At 46.4% G+C, this 20,658-nt stretch carries 20 protein-coding genes; 13 read left to right on the forward strand and 7 right to left on the reverse strand.

Annotated elements, in window-relative coordinates:
- Position 1 precedes the first annotated feature (1 nt).
- The 4 genes from GWR56_RS05545 (at position 2) to GWR56_RS05560 (ending at position 4,054) form a co-directional block, all read left to right on the forward strand.
- Complete coding sequence (locus tag GWR56_RS05545) at positions 2-784, forward strand: succinate dehydrogenase cytochrome b subunit (RefSeq protein ID WP_162430151.1); 783 nt, start codon at positions 2-4, stop codon at positions 782-784.
- 76 nt (positions 785-860) lie between these two features.
- Complete coding sequence (locus GWR56_RS05550; RefSeq protein ID WP_162430152.1) at positions 861-2,795, forward strand: fumarate reductase/succinate dehydrogenase flavoprotein subunit; 1,935 nt, start codon at positions 861-863, stop codon at positions 2,793-2,795.
- 79 nt (positions 2,796-2,874) lie between these two features.
- The gene (locus GWR56_RS05555; protein ID WP_162430153.1) at positions 2,875-3,240 is read left to right on the forward strand and encodes a four helix bundle protein; all 366 of its coding nucleotides are present in this window, start codon (positions 2,875-2,877) and stop codon (positions 3,238-3,240) included.
- A gap of 25 nt (positions 3,241-3,265) precedes the next feature.
- A complete protein-coding gene (locus GWR56_RS05560; protein WP_202925378.1) occupies positions 3,266-4,054 on the forward strand; it encodes a succinate dehydrogenase/fumarate reductase iron-sulfur subunit in 789 nt (262 codons plus the stop codon).
- A 95-nt stretch (positions 4,055-4,149) separates the two neighbouring features.
- Here GWR56_RS05560 and GWR56_RS05565 read toward each other — a convergent pair whose 3' ends face one another.
- From GWR56_RS05565 to GWR56_RS05575, 3 genes are all read right to left on the reverse strand, one after another.
- Positions 4,150-4,632 (reverse strand): thioredoxin family protein, encoded by a 483-nt coding sequence (locus GWR56_RS05565; RefSeq protein WP_162430154.1) that lies wholly within the window; start codon positions 4,630-4,632, stop codon positions 4,150-4,152.
- Between the two features lie 26 nt (positions 4,633-4,658).
- Complete coding sequence (locus GWR56_RS05570) at positions 4,659-5,675, reverse strand: Gfo/Idh/MocA family oxidoreductase (RefSeq protein ID WP_162430155.1); 1,017 nt, start codon at positions 5,673-5,675, stop codon at positions 4,659-4,661.
- A 99-nt stretch (positions 5,676-5,774) separates the two neighbouring features.
- Positions 5,775-6,356: a DUF4142 domain-containing protein gene (locus GWR56_RS05575; protein ID WP_162430156.1), complete on the reverse strand. Its 582-nt coding sequence runs from the start codon at positions 6,354-6,356 to the stop codon at positions 5,775-5,777.
- Positions 6,357-6,494: 138 nt separating this feature from the next.
- Here GWR56_RS05575 and gcvH point away from each other — a divergent pair, with 138 nt between their 5' ends.
- The 6 genes from gcvH to GWR56_RS05605 all read left to right on the forward strand — a co-directional run bounded on the left by gcvH (position 6,495) and on the right by GWR56_RS05605 (position 10,848).
- Positions 6,495-6,875, forward strand: coding sequence for a glycine cleavage system protein GcvH (gcvH, locus tag GWR56_RS05580; RefSeq protein ID WP_162430157.1), 381 nt, complete (start codon positions 6,495-6,497; stop codon positions 6,873-6,875).
- Between the two features lie 3 nt (positions 6,876-6,878).
- Positions 6,879-7,274, forward strand: coding sequence for a VanZ family protein (locus GWR56_RS05585; RefSeq protein ID WP_162430158.1), 396 nt, complete (start codon positions 6,879-6,881; stop codon positions 7,272-7,274).
- Between the two features lie 116 nt (positions 7,275-7,390).
- Positions 7,391-7,759: a VOC family protein gene (locus tag GWR56_RS05590; RefSeq protein WP_162430159.1), complete on the forward strand. Its 369-nt coding sequence runs from the start codon at positions 7,391-7,393 to the stop codon at positions 7,757-7,759.
- A 70-nt stretch (positions 7,760-7,829) separates the two neighbouring features.
- Complete coding sequence (locus GWR56_RS05595; protein WP_162430160.1) at positions 7,830-8,045, forward strand: ferrous iron transport protein A; 216 nt, start codon at positions 7,830-7,832, stop codon at positions 8,043-8,045.
- A gap of 7 nt (positions 8,046-8,052) precedes the next feature.
- The gene (gene feoB / locus GWR56_RS05600) at positions 8,053-10,167 is read left to right on the forward strand and encodes a ferrous iron transport protein B (RefSeq protein ID WP_162430161.1); all 2,115 of its coding nucleotides are present in this window, start codon (positions 8,053-8,055) and stop codon (positions 10,165-10,167) included.
- Between the two features lie 69 nt (positions 10,168-10,236).
- Positions 10,237-10,848, forward strand: a complete 612-nt coding sequence (locus tag GWR56_RS05605) for a SprT-like domain-containing protein (RefSeq protein ID WP_162430162.1) — start codon at positions 10,237-10,239, stop codon at positions 10,846-10,848.
- Positions 10,849-10,952: 104 nt separating this feature from the next.
- Here the strand turns inward: GWR56_RS05605 and GWR56_RS05610 are convergent, their stop codons facing one another.
- The gene (locus tag GWR56_RS05610; RefSeq protein ID WP_162430163.1) at positions 10,953-12,140 is read right to left on the reverse strand and encodes a class I SAM-dependent rRNA methyltransferase; all 1,188 of its coding nucleotides are present in this window, start codon (positions 12,138-12,140) and stop codon (positions 10,953-10,955) included.
- A 114-nt stretch (positions 12,141-12,254) separates the two neighbouring features.
- Here GWR56_RS05610 and GWR56_RS05615 point away from each other — a divergent pair, with 114 nt between their 5' ends.
- The 3 genes from GWR56_RS05615 to GWR56_RS05625 are packed head-to-tail and all read left to right on the forward strand — an operon-like array spanning position 12,255 to position 16,043.
- Entirely contained in the window at positions 12,255-12,899 is a 645-nt protein-coding gene (locus GWR56_RS05615) for a (2Fe-2S)-binding protein (protein WP_162430164.1), read from the forward strand.
- A complete protein-coding gene (locus GWR56_RS05620; RefSeq protein ID WP_162430165.1) occupies positions 12,896-13,885 on the forward strand; it encodes a xanthine dehydrogenase family protein subunit M in 990 nt (329 codons plus the stop codon). The genes GWR56_RS05615 and GWR56_RS05620 overlap by 4 nt, the downstream gene beginning before the upstream one ends.
- Position 13,886: 1 nt before the next feature.
- The gene (locus tag GWR56_RS05625; protein ID WP_238395315.1) at positions 13,887-16,043 is read left to right on the forward strand and encodes a xanthine dehydrogenase family protein molybdopterin-binding subunit; all 2,157 of its coding nucleotides are present in this window, start codon (positions 13,887-13,889) and stop codon (positions 16,041-16,043) included.
- Between the two features lie 31 nt (positions 16,044-16,074).
- On the opposite strand, the gene GWR56_RS05630 is transcribed toward GWR56_RS05625, so the two are convergent.
- The 3 genes from GWR56_RS05630 to GWR56_RS05640 form a co-directional block, all read right to left on the reverse strand.
- Positions 16,075-16,419, reverse strand: coding sequence for a four-helix bundle copper-binding protein (locus GWR56_RS05630; RefSeq protein ID WP_162430166.1), 345 nt, complete (start codon positions 16,417-16,419; stop codon positions 16,075-16,077).
- A 69-nt stretch (positions 16,420-16,488) separates the two neighbouring features.
- Positions 16,489-17,559 (reverse strand): SGNH/GDSL hydrolase family protein, encoded by a 1,071-nt coding sequence (locus GWR56_RS05635; protein ID WP_162430167.1) that lies wholly within the window; start codon positions 17,557-17,559, stop codon positions 16,489-16,491.
- Between the two features lie 197 nt (positions 17,560-17,756).
- Entirely contained in the window at positions 17,757-20,621 is a 2,865-nt protein-coding gene (locus GWR56_RS05640) for a pitrilysin family protein (protein ID WP_162430168.1), read from the reverse strand.
- Positions 20,622-20,658 lie beyond the last annotated feature (37 nt).

Below are 20,658 nucleotides of genomic sequence, written 5' to 3' on the forward strand. Positions count from 1 at the left end.
AATGAGCGAATTTAAACAAACCTTTAACTCATCACTGGGAAAAAAGCTGATAATGGCTTTAACAGGCTTGTTTTTGTGTACTTTTTTAATTGTGCACCTGGGCGGTAACCTCTTGCTTTTTAAGCACGACCAGGGTTTTGCATTTAACAGCTACGCAAATTTCTTAACGCATTTTCCACCCATCGAAGTTATCGCCTGGCTGTTGTACCTGGCTATTATAGTGCACAGCATTTACGCCCTTGTATTAACTATTAAAAACCGCAGGGCAAGGCCGGTAGGTTATGCTGTGCAAACCAAATCTCCTGCTTCATGGTCATCAAAGAACATGGGCTTGCTGGGTTCTATCCTGTTTTTGTTTATCGTTATTCACATGGGCGATTTTTGGTTCACCTATAAGTATAACAATATATTAGGTTTTAAGGAATACCGCACCAACCTGGCAACTAACGAAACCACAGTATCTGACTATACCCCTGCAACGCCTGACTTTGAACGGTCGATATCTACGGAGAACAACGTAGAGATCATTCGTGTAAAAGACCTGCACGCGCGTATACAAAGCAGTTTCAGCAACATATTTTATGTGATATTTTACGTAATAGCAATGGGCGCGGTATCGTTCCACTTGCTGCATGGGTTCCAAAGCGCGTTTCATACGCTGGGTTGGGTGCATCGAAAATACAAGCCAATAGTTTATTTTTTTGGCACCTGGCTGTTTGCGGTGATCATACCTCTGGGTTTTGCGCTGATGCCGGTAGTTTATTACATACAGAGTTTAAAATAATTTACGAATTGCAACTTGGATTGAACGGTATTCGTAAATCTAAAGATCGTAATTCTAAAATCGTAAATAGAAACAAATGAGTTTAGATGCTAAAATTCCGCAAGGCCCATTAGCCGAAAAATGGAGCAAGCATAAATTTAATTTAAAGCTGGTTAACCCCGCCAATAAGCGTAAGTACGATATTATTGTTGTGGGTACAGGCTTAGCGGGCGCTTCGGCGGCGGCATCGCTGGCCGAGCTTGGGTATAACGTTAAATCGTTCTGCTTTCAGGATAGTCCGCGCCGTGCGCACTCTATTGCGGCGCAGGGTGGTATTAACGCTGCAAAAAATTATCAGAATGACGGAGACAGCGTTTACCGTCTATTTTACGATACCATTAAAGGGGGCGATTACCGCTCGCGCGAGGCCAACGTTTACCGCCTTGCCGAGGTATCGGTAAATATCATCGATCAGTGTGTGGCACAAGGCGTTCCCTTTGCCCGCGAGTACGGCGGCTTACTTGATAACCGCTCATTTGGTGGCGCGCAGGTATCGCGTACATTTTATGCCCGCGGCCAAACAGGCCAGCAGCTTTTGCTTGGTGCATATTCGGCATTGAACCGCCAGATACACCTGGGCAAAGTAAAGGTATACACCCGCACCGAAATGCTGGACGTGGTAATGATTGACGGCCACGCCAAAGGCATTGTTACCCGTAACATGAAAACCGGCGAGATAGAAACCCATTCGGGCCATGCGGTGTTACTGGCAACAGGAGGCTACGGTAACGTTTTTTACTTATCTACAAACGCCATTGGCAGTAATGTTACCGCTGCATGGCGGGCACATAAGCGCGGCGCTTACTTTGCGAACCCTTGTTATACCCAAATACACCCCACTTGTATACCGGTTACAGGCGATCATCAGAGTAAGCTAACACTGATGTCGGAATCGTTACGTAACGATGGTCGTGTTTGGGCCCCAAAAACGGTGGAGGTGGCCGAAAAGCTGCGCAAAAAGGAAATAACCGCGGCGGAGGTAAAAGAAGAAGACCGCGATTACTTCCTGGAAAGAAAGTACCCGGCATTTGGTAACCTTGTTCCACGCGATGTGGCATCGCGTAACGCTAAGGAAATGGTTGATGATGGCCGCGGTGTTGGTGGTTCGGGTTTTGCGGTGTTCCTTGATTTTGCCGAAGCTATACAACGTTTGGGTGAGGATACCGTACGCGCAAAATATGGTAACCTGTTTGATATGTACTATCAAATTACCGACGAAAACCCTTACAAACAACCAATGCGCATTTACCCGGCGGTGCATTACACCATGGGCGGCCTTTGGGTTGATTATAACCTGAGCACCAATGTACCAGGCTTATATGCCATGGGCGAATGTAACTTTAGCGACCACGGTGCAAACCGCCTTGGTGCATCTGCCTTGATGCAGGGCCTCGCCGATGGTTACTTTGTTATACCATACACTTTAGGCGATTACCTGGCTACCATAGGCCCTAAGCCTGTTGATAAAAACCACCCTGCTTTTGAACAAACCAGACAGGATGTAGTAGCTTATGTAAACAAACTGCTGGCGCTTAATGGTACAAAAACCGTTAACGAATATCACCGTGATCTGGGCCATATTATGTGGGAATATTGCGGCATGGCACGTACTGAAGAGGGCCTTACAAAAGCCCTTGGCCTGATCAAAGAGCTAAAGGCTGACTTTTGGAAAAATGCCATTGTAACCGGCGAAAACGAAGAGTTTAACCTTGCGCTTGAAAGGGCCGGTCGCGTTGCAGATTTTATTGAGCTTGGAGAACTGATGGTTACCGACGCTTTAATGCGCCGCGAATCGTGCGGGGGCCACTTCCGGTTAGAATCGCAAACCGAAGAGGGTGAAGCATTACGCGACGACGAAAATTTTGCTTTTGTTGCAGCATGGGAATATAAAGGCGAAAACCAACCCGAAGAACTGCACAAAGAAGAGCTGGTATATGAAAATGTTAAGTTAACGCAACGATCTTATAAATAAAGATTTGAGATGTTAGATATGAGATTTGAGACTTTTGTTCTCCTGATATCTAAGATCTCAATTCTCATGTCTAAACAGGATGCATAATCTGGCAGAATTGAAAATTTGGAATAAAGCAATTGATTTGGCAGTTGATGTTTACAAAGCCACTTCAAGCTTTCCGAATGATGAGCGCTTTGGTTTAACAAGCCAGTTAAGGCGAGCAGCAGTTTCAATTTCGTCAAATATTGCAGAAGGTGCTGGAAGGAATTCTAATAAAGAGTTCTGTAATTTTTTAGGGATAGCCAATGGGTCATCGTACGAGGTACAAACCCAATTGGTTATATCAAACAAGTTAAGTTTATTAAATACCGATTTGCTGAATGGGTTATTACAACAGATTGAAGAATTGCAAAAGATGAATTATGCCTTTCAACAAATGTTAAACAAGCCGTCTCAAATCTAAAATCTCATATCTCAAATCTATTAAGATGAGTGGACACATGAACCTGACGCTGAAAGTATGGCGTCAAAAAAATTCGCAAACCCCCGGCAAGTTTGTGACCTATAAGGCCGAGAATATTTCGCCGGATATGTCATTCCTTGAAATGCTGGATGTGGTTAACGAAAGCCTGATCCTGAAAAGGGAAGACCCTATTCACTTTGACCACGATTGCCGCGAGGGTATTTGCGGTATGTGCTCGTTGTACATCAATGGCCGCCCGCACGGGCCAAAAAGGGCTATTACAACCTGCCAATTGCATATGCGCAGCTTTAGCGATGGCGAGACCATTACCATTGAGCCATGGCGTTCGGCTGCGTTCCCGATCGTAAAGGATCTGGCGACCGACCGTTCAGCGTTCGACCGTATACAACAGGCCGGCGGTTACATATCTGTAAACACAGGCGGTGTGCCCGATGCTAATGTAATACCCATCCCCAAGGTAATTGCCGACGAGGCCTTTAATTCGGCTACCTGTATTGGTTGCGGTGCATGCGTTGCCGCATGTAAAAATGCTTCGGCAATGCTGTTTACTTCGGCTAAAATAACACAGCTGGGTTTATTGCCGCAAGGCCAGACCGAGCGTTATAGCCGTGTACAGGCTATGGTGGCACAAATGGATAAAGAAGGCTTTGGTAACTGTACCAACACCGGTGCCTGCGAGGCAGAATGCCCTAAGGAAATAACCCTGACCAATATTGCCCGCATGAACAACGACTTTTTCAGTGCCAAGCTTTTCCGCGAAGAGCACGCGCATGACCACACCGGCGGCGAATAATATTATATACAAGAACTCACAAACAAAAAGCCCGGCTGCAATTGCAGCCGGGCTTTTATTCGTTTTGCGCTTGCCTCGACAGGGTAGCCGAGGCCTTAAATTTTCTTGATCGCGGCTAACAAGTCGCTCGCCTCAGGTTGTTTCTCAAACGTTTGCACCAGTTTACCACCTTTATTATAAATGGCTACAAACGGCGTATGCTTAAGCTGATAAAAACGCTGCACAGTATAAGTGTAGCCTTCGGTGCCTAAAATAAAATTAGGCCATGCGGTTAAGCCATAATCCTTCTGAAAACTTTTCACCATCCTGATATCACTAAAAGTTATCATCACCACCTGTATATCCTTAAAACTCTTCATATAAGGTTTCATGTCATTTATCAGCTTCTGGCAATGCGGGCAATCGGGGGCAAAGTAAATGATCATTACCGGTTTGTTCTTTGTAAGGTCTGCCGGTGTAACTGTTTGGTCGTTAGTGGTTAATATTTTATACGGAGGGATTGTGGTGGGGATAGTTTGAGCCTGTGTGCACGAAAAGCCGGCTACCACGATAAATAATAAGAATATAAGTCTCTTCATTTGTTTAATTGTCATTGTACAATAAATTAAGCCTCCAGCATTTCCAGTTGCCAGGCAATATGTTCTTCAGTTACAGGAAATAACGCGTTATTGCGTATTGTATGATAAACGGCATCGAATATTTGGGTGTAATCGCCTTTTTTCGATGCTATTGGCTCGGTGCACTTTTGGTTATCTATGCCCACTGTTGTAAGATGGCCCTCGTTGCCGGCCGGCTCAACCCCATAAGCAGGATCGGTTGGCATCATGCCTTTGTCCAACTGCGCCTCTTGCACATCAGTACGGTTTTTTATGAAGCTGCCGTTTTTGCCATGCACTACAAAACCGGGTGTTTCGCCGGCTATAAGCAGGCCCGATGTTAAATAAACGTTTAGTTGGTTGGGGTAAATAAGGTGATAGTTAAAGTAGTCGGGCACTTCAGATCCATCCCGGTATATGCCTGTGGTTTTACGGAAAGATAACGGCTTGCCAAATAAACTTATCGCGTTATCAAGCAAGTGCGGGCCCAGATCATAAACCAGGCCGTTTGCCGGCGTAGTTTTTGTTTCTTTAAACGATTTTACGCCCAGCGCAGCTTTATACCTGTCCATACGGAAGGTTGCCTCTATTAGATCGCCCAGCCGGCCACTTTCAATTACTTCTTTGGTTGATAAAAAGCCGCTGTCATATCTGCGGTTCTGGTATATCATAACATGCTTACCCAACCTGCGGCCAAGTTCAAATAATTCTTTTACTTCGGCAACCGTGGCTGCAGCGGGTTTTTCTATAAGTACATGTTTGCCGGCGTTTAAGGCTTTAACAGCATGCTCATAGTGAAGGTAGCTGGGCGTGTTAACAATTATCAGCTCAATTTCGTCATCGTTTAACAAATCATCAATATTGTTGTAGCTGATGATATCCGGGTATATGTTGGCCGCTTTTTTATCGTGGCGCTCAACTACAGCTTTTAATGTAAAGCCGGGATTGGTGCTAACGAACGGCGCGTGAAATATTCGCCCGGACATGCCGTAGGCCATTAAGCCTGTAACTATAGGTGCTGACATGACGGTAAATTTATCATATTAACAGGTATCAACATAAAATATTCCAAATAAAAAGGGATAAGCTTATGCCTATCCCTTTTCATCTAAATTAGTTTAAGCTTATTTCATGCTGCTTTGTATCGCTTCAATTTTAGCTAAGTGCGCTTTAACTGTAGGCAGCGTTTTGGTAGCAAAAGCCATCAGGTCGGCGTCTTTACAATTTTTCGATGCATCTTCTAACATCGACGCTACTTTTTTATGTCCGTCTACCATAGCGTCAACGTATGCTTTGTCAAAATCTTTACCCGATTTTGCAGCAAGGTCGGCAGCCATCTTTTGATGGTCAGCATCCGGTGCGGTTGGCAAAGTAATATTCTTTGTTTTGGCTATTGCCATTAATTCTTCATTGGCTTTGGTGTGGTCCATTACCATCATATTGCCAAACTCCTTAACGCGCGGATCAACGGCCTTCTCTGAAGCCAGTTTACCTGCTGCAACTTCGGCCATGCCCGCGTTTGCGGCATCAGTAGCAAATTTTGCATCGTTTTCATCAACCGCTATACCGGTTGCGCCGGTCGTGGTGGTGTCTTTCACCGCGTTTACACTATCGGCAGATTCTTTGCTGTCTTTGGCGGCATTGTTACAGGCCTGGAATGATAAGGCTGCTATAGCCATCATTGCCACTAAACTTAATTTTTTCATTTTTGTGGTATTTTTAGTTTTATAGTTAACAACGTTTATCCCAGATAGTTTTGTTTGAAGTATCTATCGTTTGTTTGGGTGCGTTATTGTTGTTATACCTTAAACTTTTATTATTTTTGACAACATAAATTAAACCATATGAATTTTCCGGCAGAGTTAAAATACACAAGCGATCACGAATGGATACGCGTTGAAGGCGATGAAGCTTACATCGGTATCACAGAGTTTGCCCAGGGCGAATTAGGCGATATTGTTTACATAGACATTAATACAGTAGGCCAGGATGTTACCAAAGAATCTGTTTTTGGTACGGTAGAAGCTGTAAAAACGGTATCTGATCTGTTCATGCCGGTTGACGGTACAATTTTAGAAGTAAACAAACAGTTAGACAGCCAGCCCGAGTTAGTGAACTCTGATCCGTATGGAGAAGGATGGATGGTAAAAGTTAAGCTAAACAACCCTGCCGATGCAGACAGCCTTTTATCTGCCGACGCTTATAAGGGCGTGATAGGCCAATAATTAATGAAACAAACGCTAAAATATTACGGGCCTGCTATTTTGTGGGCCTTTTTTATTTTGACAATATGCGCTATCCCAATGGGGGGTGTTGGCAATTCGCAACTGTTTTTCCCGGGGTTTGATAAACTGGTGCATTGTGGGTTGTTTTTTGTGCTTTCGGTTTTGTATTGTTATGGTAGTATCCGTAAATGGAAAACCCGTAGCATACGTATCGAGATAGCGATGAAGAACACCATTGTATTGGTAAGCTATGGCGCATTAATTGAAATGCTGCAGCGATACCTTTTTACCTGGCGTAGCGGCGACTGGAATGATTTGCTGGCCGATGCTATTGGCGGCTGTATGGGTATATTTGCCGTGTTGTTAACCAGTAACGCTATCAATCATGAAAACAGTTAAATACGTTATTGCCGTTTTAGTAATTACCGTTACACTTTCATCGTGCGGGTTATTTAAAAAAGATTGTAACTGCCCCCATTTTGGCTTGATAAGCCACAAAATTGTACAGCAACACCATGTATAAGATGGTCCCGCTATTTAAATGCACAAGTATGCAGGCGGCTATTGATTTTTATACAGGCGTGCTCAATTTCAAATTAAAATACTCCCAAGCTTCTGCCTCTGATGGTGTAGTAGATATTATTGCTGACGGAGCAGAGCTGCAGCTCACCGTTTACGAAAGCCCAACGTTGTTTAAGTCAGTCGCCAATGTTTGGGTAAACGATGTAGATAGCCTTTTTAATTTATATGTAAGCCGGGGGTTGGATATTACAGGGAAAGAAAATTCGCCGGTTCATCTGGGGCCGGTAGACCAGACCTGGGGCAACCGTGAATTTTATGTTACTGATGCCGACGGGAACACACTCCGATTTTGTCAGGAATAATAAATCTTTACATTGTTCTTATTTGGATTTGTTATAAATAAGCTTACATTTGTGATCTAAATTAACGCAAATGACCCTGGAACAGCTTGAAGTAGGAGAAACCGGAATAGTAAAGGAGTTTACTGACCTGGAAATGTCTGTAAAGCTGATGGAGATGGGTTGCCTTCCCGGCGAACCTGTTAAAGTAGCCCGTGTTGCCCCTCTTGGCGATCCTATAGCTATCCATGTATCGGGCTACCAGCTAAGTTTACGCAGGTTCGAGGCGTCGACCATAATTTTGCAATAGTATTTCATTGAAAGCTGATATCAGAGTAGCGCTTGTTGGAAATCCAAATACCGGTAAATCGACACTCTTTAATGCATTAACCGGGCTAAATCAAAAAATAGGAAATTTTCCGGGGGTTACTGTTGATAAAAAAGTTGGCTATGCGCAATTGCCGGACGGCCGCCGCGCCGAAATTATCGATCTGCCGGGCACTTACAGCCTTTACCCGAAAAGCCGCGACGAATCCATCGTGTTCTCGGTACTTGCTGAAAAAGACACCGCCCTTACGCCTGATCTGATCATCGTAATAATTGATGCCACCAATTTAAAACGTAACCTGCTGCTTTATACTCAGGTGGCTGATCTGAAAATACCCGTAATTATTGCCTTAAATATGATTGACCTGTCTAAAAAGGCGGGTGTAGATATCAATATAAATAAGTTGGCCGAAAAGCTCGGCGTGCCTGTCATCCCGGTATCGGCGCGCAAGCTGGAGGGTATAAACCCACTGAAAACTGCTATATCTTACGCCAACAAGTTCGCCCTTCAGCAGGAAAGCATCGACGTAATGGCGATAGCGCCGGAGATTATTGAAAGCATTAGCAAAGAATTTAGTACAGATAACCCGTACTTTGCGCTGCAGCTTGCCCATCAGCACGAAACCCTGAAATTTTTAACGCCGGAACAAAGCAACCGGATAGAAGAACTGGAAAAGGAACACAGTTTCCACTCGCAAAAAGCACAGGCTACCGAAACCATCGCCCGGTACAACTATATAAACGACCTGCTTTACGATACGGTAAAAACACCGGTCACCGCGCACGATGAATCAGTAAGTAATAAGATTGATAAGATACTTACCCACAGGATTTTTGGTTTTATCATATTCATGGGAGTGCTGCTTTTTATGTTCCAGTCGATATTTGCCTGGTCAGCATACCCCATGTCGCTCATCGAAGATCTTTTTGTTTGGATAGAAGGCGGCTTGCGCGGCATATTGCCCGGTGGCCCGCTTGCTAACCTGCTGATAGATGGTGTTGTTGCCGGCTTAAGCGGCGTGCTGGTGTTTATCCCTCAGATAGCTATTCTGTTTGCATTCATATCGATACTGGAAGATACGGGCTACATGTCGCGTGTTACGTTTATGATGGATAAGATCATGCGTAAGGTAGGGCTTAACGGTAAATCGGTTGTTCCGCTGATAGGTGGCTTTGCCTGCGCTGTGCCATCTATCATGAGCACCCGCACCATCGAGAACTGGAAGGACCGCATGATAACTATTATGGTAACGCCGTTGGTAGCATGCTCTGCACGCTTGCCGGTGTATACCTTATTAATAGCCCTTGTGGTGCCCGACCGTAACGTGTGGTGGCTATTTAACCTGCAGGGCCTGGCGCTTACAGGCATGTATGTGCTCAGCCTGGTATCGGCTATAATTGTAGCCTACGTAATGAAATTTGTTTTGAAGGCCCGTGAGCGCGGATATTTTATAATGGAGCTGCCGGTGTACCGCATGCCCCGCTGGAACAACGTGCTTTTTTCGATGTACGAGCGTTCAAAAACATTTGTGCTTGAGGCCGGAAAGGTAATTATAGCCGTATCGGTTATCCTGTGGGTGCTATCGTCATACGGGCCGGGTGACAGGTTTAAAAAGATAGAGCAAACGTATAGCCAGCCCCAGTACACCCGAAGCATGACACCGGATAGTCTGGCAAGGGTGGTATCTACCGAGAAACTGGAAAACTCATACGCAGGTGTGTTAGGGCACGTGATAGAGCCTGTTATTAAACCCATCGGCTTCGATTGGAAGATAGGTATAGCGCTCATTACTTCCTTTGCTGCCCGCGAAGTATTTGTAGGCACCATGGCCACCATTTACAGCGTTGACGGCGATGCCGACCGGATAGATTCTGTGCAGAACAAGATGCGTAACGCCAAAAACCCCAATACCGGCGGCCCGGTGTTTACCCTGGCCGTAGCGTTTTCGCTAATGATGTTTTACGCCTTTGCCATGCAGTGCGCCAGCACCGTAGCTGTTGTTTATCGCGAAACCAAAAACTGGCGCTGGCCCGCCGCCCAATTCATCTACATGACGGTGTTAGCTTATGGCGCCGCGTTTTTAGTGTATAACCTGTTAAAGTAAGCTTTAAGCTTTCTGCTTTGATCTTTTCGCTTTCAGCCTAAACCGCTATCTTTGATGCAGAGGTAAAAATTGGATAAAGTAAAAGTATTAGAAAAGTATCTTCCGCCTGATGCGGCGCCGCTTGTTGGCCGCTGGATAGATTACTTTAAATGTGAGTTTAAAATTTCGCGCAACCGCGGTACTAAGTTCGGCGATTACCGTGCGCCGCATGCCGGCAAAGGGCACCGTATATCGGTTAACTTTGATCTTAACCCCTATGCTTTTTTGGTGACCACCGTACACGAGTTTGCACACCTGCATACCTGGAACGAGCATAAGCACAAGGCTAAACCACATGGCGCCGAGTGGAAGAACAACTTTAAAAAAATGATGCAGCCTTTTTTTGAGAAGGAGGTATTCCCGCCGGATGTCAGGCAGGCTATTACCGGCTATCTGAATAATCCCGCTGCCTCAAGCTGCTCAGACCTAACCCTTTACCGCTCGCTGCGCAAATATGATGCGCCAAAAGAGTCAGTGCATACGGTGGAAAAGCTGCCGCTGAAGGCCCTGTTCAAGTTGAAGGATGGCCGTGTTTTCCGGAAGGAAGAAAAGCTGCGTAAACGCTACAAATGCATTGAAATAAGCACCAAACGCATCTACCTGTTTAGCCCTGTTGCCGAAGTAGAGGTAATACAGGAATAAATTATTTGAACAAGTTAGCTTGTAGCCTCACCTAAATCCTCTCCAAAGGAGAGGACTTGTTAGGTGTAGCGCTTCTCCTTTGGAGAAGGGTTGGGATAAGGCTACTACCAAACACGGCACAACAAGCCTTTTAAATATTCCCCCTCGGGGAACGATGCCCTAACGGGGTGGTCTTCGGGTTGATGGAACTGGTAAATAAACTGCACCTGTTTACCGGCATCAAGGGCCGCCCATGCAAGCACCTGTTTAAAGGTTTCCATATCCATAGCGCCAGAGCAGGAAAATGTAGCCAGCAGGCCGCCGCTATCGAGCAATTGCATGCCCAGGCGATTAAGGTCTTTATATGCACGTGAAGCCCTGTCGAGCGCCGAGCGGGATGGCGCGTACTTTGGCGGGTCGAGTACGATGATATCAAACGTTTCACCGTCATCCCTGAATTTGCGCAGCTGAACATTTACGTCAGACTTGATGGCATTGTGGACCGTTTGTTCAAATTTATTCAGGCGGATGTTTTCCTGAAGAGTTTCGAGGGCAAGCGCAGAGCTATCTACACTCGTTACTGATTCAGCGCCGTTTTTTAGGGCGTTAAGGGTAAAACCTCCGGTATAACAAAAGCAATCCAGCATTTTTTTGCCTGTGGCATAAGTTGCCAGTAACTTGCGGTTATAACGCTGATCGCAGTAAAAGCCCGATTTTTGGCCTTCGGCGATATTGATGCCGTAGCTTATACCGTTTTCTTTCACCATTACCAGTTCGGGCGGATGGATGCCGGCCAGTAATACATTGCTGGTTTCTAATCCTTCGTGCGAGCGGGAAGCTGCATCGCTTTTATCAAAGATGCTGGCTGGCTTTAACAGTGCGTTTAATTCATCTATAATAACCGGCATAGCGTTTTGCATTCCAGATGTAAGCACCTGCACAGCTAAATGATCTGCATATTTATCAACGATAAGCCCCGGAAGATAATCAGATTCGCTGAATACAAGCCTGCAGGTATCCGTGCTGCCATCCGCTAAAATATGCGCGCGACCCGCAACCGATGTCCGTACTTTATCCCGGAACCAGTTATCATCAACCGCTAGGCTTTCGTCCCACTCCAGCAGGCGCACAGCAACGCGCGACCGATCGTTATAAAAGCCGTAAGCCAGGAAATCTTTCTTGCTATCCCGCAGGCATATGATGTCGCCATTGGCAGGCTTGCCTTTAACCTGTTCTATTGCGCCCGAAAATACCCAGGGGTGTTTATGTAATACCGCTTTCTCCTTCCCCTTTTTTAATATAACGTCGATCATAGCTGCAAAGGTACAATATCATGCTTGTGCTTTTTAGCATCAATATAAATAACACATCCGGTTGCTATTTATGTTATTAAACAGGTAAATTCACGGTTGTAAGCCCTCTATACTATGGAAAAAGAAGAATTTGGTACGGACGCCATGCCTCAAACCGGCCTTGAAGATCCATCGCGCCGAAGTTTTATAAAGCAATCATCATTATTGACTGCGGTAGCATTAGCGCCGGCAACCGCCATAAAAGCGGCCGAAGGGCATTTAGATGAACAAATTGCCGGCGCGCTCGAAAAACTGCCATTGCGCATGGAAGTGAATGGCGAAATGCACAACCTGTCGGTTGAGCCGCGCGCTACCCTGCTTGACATCCTTCGCGAAGAAATGGACCTTACCGGCACCAAAAAAGGCTGCGACCATGGGCAATGCGGCGCATGCACTGTGCATGTGGACGGGCAGCGGGTGAACTCATGCTTAACGCTCGGCATCATGGTTAACGGCAAAAAAGTCACTACCATAGAGGGTTTGGCCAAAGGGGATGAACTGCACCCTATGCAGGCCGCGTTTTTAAAGCATGACGCCTTTCAGTGCGGCTATTGTACACCGGGGCAGATCATGTCGGCAGTGGCCTGTATCAACGAGGGGCGCGCCAATTCCGAGGGGGAGATACGGGAATTTATGAGCGGTAATATATGTCGTTGCGGCGCCTATCCAAATATTGTTAATGCTATCACCGATGTAAAGAATGGAGGCATGGAAGCATGAAACAATTTCAATACGTAAAGGCAAGCAGTAACGCCGGCGTTATAAGCGCCATCAGCAAGCCGGGCACCAAGATCATAGCAGGTGGTACCAATCTTGTCGACCTGATGAAACGCGGCGTAACTGCCCCGGATAAGCTGGTGGATATTACACATCTGCCCTTGAAGGACATCAGCGAACCGATGGGCAATGTAATGACGATGTCTATTGGCGCATTGGCATTAAATAGCGTGGTTGCAGAGCATCCGCGCGTAAAGGAAATGTTCCCGTTGCTTTCTATGGCATTGCATGCCGGCGCATCGCCGCAGTTGCGTAATATGGCTACCGTTGGCGGCAACATGATGCAGCGCACGCGCTGCACTTATTTTTATGATACCGCCATGCCTTGTAATAAACGCGAGCCAGGCACCGGTTGCGGCGCACTGGGAGGCATTAACCGCATGCACGCTATATTTGGTACAAGCGAGAAATGTATAGCAGTGCACCCAAGCGATATGTGCGTAGCACTGGCCGCCTTAGATGCTAAGGTGGAGGTATCAGGCCCTAAGGGGGTACGGTATATTGCCTTTACAGATTTTCACCGGTTGCCCGGCCTTACTCCCCAGTTAGATAATACCCTGGCAAGTAATGAATTGATTACCCGTGTAATTATACCAACAAACAATTTTGCTAAACACAGTTATTACTTAAAGGTGCGCGACAGGCAATCATACGCTTTTGCGCTGGTATCGGTGGCGGCCGCGCTGGATATTGAGGGCGGGATAATTAAGGGCGTACGCCTGGCTATGGGCGGCGTGGCGCATAAGCCATGGCGTTTATTTGATGCTGAAAAGGCGCTTATGGGCAAAAAGCCAACCGAAGAAAACTTTGCGCATGCAGCGCAACTTGCCATGCAGGGCGCTAAGGCCTATAAGTATAACGCGTTTAAATTAAAACTTGCCCCGGCTACAATTGCCGAGGCGCTAAAACATGCCTCGGGCTTAGTTTAATATGATGGAAACAGCAGGAAAAACCGTAATGCCATCGCCGACTGACGGCCTGAGCAGGATTGATGGGTGGGCAAAAGTTACCGGCAAGGCTAAATACTCCGCCGAGTATAAGTTAGATGGCATGGCCTACGCTGTTTTAGTAGGCAGTACCATTGCCAAAGGTACCATAGCGGCTGTAAATATTGCAAAGGCAGAGAAGGCGCCGGGTGTATTGGCGGTAGTAACCCACCTTAACGCGCCGAAAGTTCCCGGGCATCAAAAGGCTAAAAACCCGGCTAAGCCGCAGGTAAAAGCAGGTGCTTTGAAGATTTTTAATGATAATGTTATTCATTACAATGGACAGCCCGTTGCCATGGTTATTGCCGATACATACGAACGTGCGCTATACGCGGCTTCGTTGGTAAAGGCAACGTATAACAAGCAAGCTCATGATACCAACCCACCAACAGATCTTACACGTGGCGTTGCGCCCTGGGGCGGAAAAGACTTTGTGCGCGGTGAAGCGGACGCGTGGAAGAACGCGCCGTTTAAACTGGAGCAGGAATATGTGGTGCCAACAGAAGTGCATAACCCAATGGAACTGCACGCTATTATTGCTAAGTGGGATGGCCCCGATAAGCTAACCGTTTGGGATAAAACCCAGGGCACCCAGGCCACCAGGGATGATATCGCGAAAGCGTTTAAGATACCGGCAGCCAACGTGCAGGTAAACGCAAAATTTGTTGGGGGCGCTTTTGGCAGCGCCTTACAAGTGTGGCCGCATGAAATAGCCGCTATATTGGGCGCTAAAATGCTGAAGAGGCCGGTGAAGCTGGTTTTGCACAGGCAAGACATGTTCACTTCGGTAGGCCACCGCCCATATACCTGGCAAAAAATAGGGATAGGCGCTACTGCCGATGGTAAGCTTGTTGGCATAACACACGAAGCTGCCGGGCAAACATCCACCTATGAAGATTTTGCCGAAGGGCCTATTAATGTAAGCAAGGGGTTGTACGCCTGCCCTAATGTTACCACCCGGTATAAGCTGGTATCGGTTAATATAGGTACACCTACGTGGATGCGTGGCCCGGGCGAAGCCACCGGTGCCTTTGCGCTGGAGTCGGCGTTGGATGAACTTTCTTACCTGCTTAAGATAGACCCTGTAGAGTTGCGAATGCGCAACTATGCACTTACAGACCCTGATAATAACAAACCATTTTCGAGCAAGCACCTGGATGATGCCTATAAAATGGGTGCTGCACAAATAGGCTGGGAGAATCGGAGAGCGGAGCCCGGCTCGGTTAAAAAAGACGGCTGGATGATGGGTTATGGCATGGGCGGTGGTATGTTTGGCGCATACCGCGACAGCGCTGCTGTTACAGCAAAAATGATGGGGGATGGAACGTTGCTGCTGCAAACCGCTGTTACTGACATTGGCCCGGGTACAGGTACCGCCATGGTATCTATCGCGAGTGAAATTATGGGTTTACCTGCCGAAAAGATAAAATTTGAAATGGGCGATTCCTCGCTGCCCGAAGCGCCTATGCAGGGCGGCTCGGCCACTACAGCTACCGTGGGCGGTGCGGTATATGATGCATGTACTGACCTGAAACAAAAATTTCAGAAACTGATGGGTAATGGCGGTACCGATAAACCCGACTATGCAAAAATATTGAAGGATAACAACCTGCCGTTTTTAAGTATCACTACCAAGTCGTCATTAGGAGCTGATGCCAATAAATACTCTATGCAGGCATGGTCTGTGCATTTTACGCGGGTTTTGGTACACCCGGCTACCGGGGTCGTAAAGATAGATAAGGCCGTTTCTGTGGCCGATTCGGGTAAAATAATAAGCCCTAAAACCGCCCGCAGCCAGCTTATCGGCGGCGCCATTGGCGGTATAGGGATGGCTTTAATGGAAGAAGCACAAATGGATGATCGTTATGGCCGTTATGTAAATAACAACTTTGCCGATTACCATGTGCCGGTTAATGCAGATATCCCACAAATAGAAGCGCTGTTTGTAAATAAACCCGACCCTTATATTAACCCGATGGGCGCGAAAGGCATGGCAGAGATCTCTTTAATAGGCATGGCGGCAGCAGTTGCCAACGCGGTATATAATGCAACCGGGAAACGTGTACGCGATCTGCCCATAACACCCGATAAGCTGATATAAATTATCCTTGGCATAAGTGGTTAAAACCGCTTTATTCCTGCGTTATGGGCTGGTGGTGCGCATGGCAGGCATCGGCACATTGGCGACAGGCATCGGCACATATCTGGCAATGGTCATGCTGGTGCATTCCACATTCTTCGGCGCACATCCGGCAAATCTCTTCGCAAAGCAACAAATACTGGTGGGCAATTTCTGATTTTCGTTCCAGCAGTCGTGCGGCCTGGCTGCATATATCGGCGCAGTCGCGATCAAGGCTGATACATCTTACCATTGGTTTTACATCATCTTCCTGCAAGCAGGCGGTAGCGCAGTTTTCGCATGCGGCAACACATGCCAGTAACTTTTGTATAAGAGCGCTGTGATCGTGATTTTCCATAGCTTTTGTTTATTGGTGATATTATATCAATAAGCTACAGTTAAAAATGTTTCGATAAATTTTGAATTGCTACCAGCCTTTAAGCTTTTTAAGGTATGCGGTTAACTCTCCCGCTATGATCGCGTGCTCGTTAGCATCGGGATGTGCGTCACAGCCACTGTTAAAGCTGCGCGAGAAAAAAAACTTGCTTACCTTATTATCGCCGCGATTGTTTACAAACTGCACAATGCCTGTAAGGTAGCGGTGCAGCACGGCAGTAAGCTCTGCGTTGGCCATAGGGCTTGATAAACAAACAATATCCGCCTGAGGATATTTACTGCTAACGGTATCTATCAACCTTACATATTCGCTGCAAAATTTAACTGAATCCTGCACACCATCGTTTTGCCCCAGGCAAATGGTTACCACATCGGGCTGATATTGTTTAAAATCATACGCCAGCGAATCGTTACGTAAATACAGCTTATCGTACACCTGCGGCAGCAGGATATCCATATTACAGCAGCTATGCACCAGGCCGATACCGGCAACTGCGGTTAGCTGCCATTGGGCGTTTAAGGCCCGTGATGTGCGCGCTCCGTAGGAAAGATAAGCGTTATGCTGATCGTACCACTGGCCTTTGCCACAGGCCACCTGCGAGGCATCTAACCCCGCGCCCGCTGTTATCGAATCACCGATGTATTCTATCATCCGTTTGGGTTGAACCGGCGAGGTGATCTTTTCGCAAACCAGGCCTACAAACTCCAGATAACCCATACCCGATTCTGTGTCTTTGCAGATCAGCAGCGTATGCCATCCCTTACCAAGGCCTTTGGCTATTTGTAGGTTGTTGGTTTCCCCTGTAGTTTGTATGCGCGATGGCTTACCATCGATAACTATCTCAATGTAATTGTGAGTTTTGCCGAACAGTTCCTCATCGTTGATGAGCAACCTGCACGATGGCCCTTTAAATTTAGTGGTGATATAAACCCCCGGCGACCAAAACCTTGGCTTTTGCGGATCCCTAAAATCAACCCGGCCAACGTATTTAAAATGCGAATTACCGGCTTTAAAAAACCTGGGTTTAGCAAACGCCCTGCTGGTAACGAATAAAGCAGATATTAATATCGCGAAGTAAAAAAGGGAAACATTTCTTTTCATAGGACAAGCAAGACAGATCAGCATAAAATTAAGTAACCTTAGTTAAGCACCCTAATACTTTTATAGCAAATGTTTGAGCTTCTGCTGCTGGCCCGGGCGATAGTTCGCTTTTGTCACGTGCTAAGAGGAGAGGGGGTTAAAAACAAAAAGCCTTTCAGATGAAACTCTGAAAGGCTTTTTGTTGGTGCTGTAAATCTTTATTTTTTCTCTGGCATCAGTATCACTTTTGCCAGGTTATTATTATTAAGGTATTTATTAGCGGTTTCTTTTGTGCTTTGTACGGTTATCTGGTCCAGGTTTTTTACATGGCTTAGTATCTCGTCAGGGTTTTGCCCGTTTTGTGAGGTACCTGCTAAATAACCAGCCCACGATATGTTCTGTTTAAGTTGAACCTGCGTAGAGCGCGCTTCTTCGGCCACAAACTTTTCAATATCGGCCGGTGACGCACCGGTTTGCTTGATCTTATTGATCTCATCAAGTGTTGCGGCGATTAGTTTATCAACGTTTGCAGCAGCGCAGGTAAATACAATGGTAACGGTATAGCGGCCTTCGGGGTTTTTGGCATACGACGCCCTTATGCCCGGTGCGTAAATCCCGCTTTCCTGTTCGCGTAAGCGCTCAACAAGCTTTATGTTAAGCACTTCTTCCAGCGCATCCATTTGCAGGTTGTTGGCTTCATTATATACATAATCGCCGCTGTATATCATCTGCACAGTAGCTTTGTCATCAATACCCTTATAAACGGTTTTGGTTATCTGCCCGGGGGCGGGGTGCATCTTTAAGTTACGGTACGTTTCTTTTTTATTTGTTGCCGGTAAGGCGCCAAGATATGTTTCCAGGAAGGGTTTGATCAGGTCGGGGTTAAATTTACCTACAACCACAAATGTGAAACCGCTTGCATCGGCAAACCGCTCTTTATAAAAATCGAACGCCTTATCAAGACTGGCCTGGTTTAACCTTTCTACAGTTGTTGCACCGTAACGGAAGTTATTGTTGCTCATAACCGCCGAAAGGGTGTCCTGGTAAACGCTCTGCGGATCGAGGCTGCGATTAGCCAGTAACGCTTTGGTTTGGTTCATCGTACCCTTCCAGATATCCTCATCCTTACGCGGCTTTGTAAAATACAGGTATATCAGTTGCAGGGCTGTCTCAAAATCGCCCGGAGAGGCGCTGCCCCTAATGCCCTGGGTTATCTCGCTGATGTATGGCGAAACGCTCACATTTTTACCCGCGAGCATTTTGTCGAGCTGGCCCTGGTTAAACTCTGATATGCCGCTGCTGCCAACAATAGACCCGGCAAAGCTTGCCGAGGTATAATCGTTATCGCTGGCAAGGGATGTACCGCCAAAGCTATATCCGTTAATCAGTATCTGATCGTTTTGAAATTCTGTCGGCTTCAATATTACCTTTAAACCATTGCCTAATGTAAGTGTCGTGGTGCCAATAGCCTCGTCCTGTACCTCTGATACTACTTTCGACCCCTCGGGAGCTTTTTCCATTAACGGCTTGCTGGTAACATTATCAACATAAGCCGTAAGGTTATTACCGGCAGAGCCTATCCAGTTTAAAATGGTTTTTTCATCAGGTAATTTATCTTTGTCTTTTTCGGCGCCCTCTACGATAATAACCCTGTTTTGGTCGCTTATGAACTGGCCGGCAAGGGCATTCATTTCTTCGAGGGTTATTTTGCTGATATTATTCACATAAAAATTGTATTCAAAGTCAATTCCGGGAATAGCTTCGCCGTTCAAAAAGTTAAGCTGGTACTCCCGAACGTAATTAGCCGAATTTGTTTTGTCCCTTTCGTAATATGCGTTCTGAATACCAACCAGCGCCGTCTGTTTGGCCCGCTCAAGCTCAGTTAACGTAAAGCCAAATTTACGCGCGCGCTCTGTTTCGGCAACAGCGGCCTTAACCGCGGTTTCTAAACCATCAGCCTTGGCAACCACCACCGATGAAAAAGCATCCTGGCTGCCAATTAGCGACCCGTAGCTGGTGCGTGCGTATAGGAATGGCGGCTCGGGTTTTTGCTGTAGTTCGGCAAGGCGCTGGTTCAGCATAAAGTTAAAAAGCGAGGTACGCACACTTTGCATATAACCGGCAGTTGTTCTTACGGGTTTATGCGGGTGCTTAACTACAATTTGTGCAAGCGTATACGGAAACTCCTTATCGGTTGCAATTTTTACAACTGTCCCGGGGGTTGGGGCCACGGTGTAATCCGGTCGTGGCTTTTTAACCGCAGGATTTTTAAGGCCCGAGAAATTGGCTTTTATCAATGCCTCAACGCGTTTCACATCAAAATCGCCCACAGCAATTACTGCTTGCAAGTCTGGCCTGTACCAATCTGTATAAAAGCTTTTAATAGTGGCTGCTGTAAAATTTTTCAGGATATCCTCTTTACCTACCGGTAAACGCGATGCATACCTCGAATTGTTGAGCAAAACAGGCAGGGTTTGCAGACTTAAGCGCTCCTGGGCATTTTTACCGCGTAAGCGCGCTTCTTCTAATACAACACCACGTTCTTTGTCAATTTCTACGGGGTCGAAGGTTACATAACCGGCCCAGTTAGCTAAAATGTTAAATCCTTTTTCAAAAACAGCGGCGCTATCCGTTGGTAAGGGTAGCTGGTAAACCGTTTCGTCAAAAGAGGTGTAAGCGTTAAGGTCGGCTCCAAATTTAACCCCCGACTTTTGCAGGTAATCTACCAACGCATTCTTTGGAAAATCGCGCGTGCCATTAAAGGCCATATGCTCGGTAAAGTGTGCAAGGCCTTGCTGGGCGTCGGTTTCCAGTATCGAGCCTACCTTATTCACCAGGTACAGGTCGGCCCGGTTTTGAGGTTGCTCGTTATGGCGTATATAATAGGTTAGGCCGTTCGGCAATTTACCAATCAGCACATTATCATCAACCGGCAGTATGTTAGCAGGCTTTACGGCCTCGGCGGCGGGGATAGGTTTGCTTTTGTGTGAGGGAACGGGTTTTCTTTTTACCTGTGCATTGGCGCTGCCGCATGCTATTAAAAGCGCCAGCGTGGCTACAGATAAAGCTCTGTTGAAGTTCATAATTTAATTAAAAAGGAATATTTTACTAAGATGCTAA

The sequence above is a fragment of the Mucilaginibacter sp. 14171R-50 genome, assembly GCF_010093045.1.
GTDB lineage: Bacteria > Bacteroidota > Bacteroidia > Sphingobacteriales > Sphingobacteriaceae > Mucilaginibacter.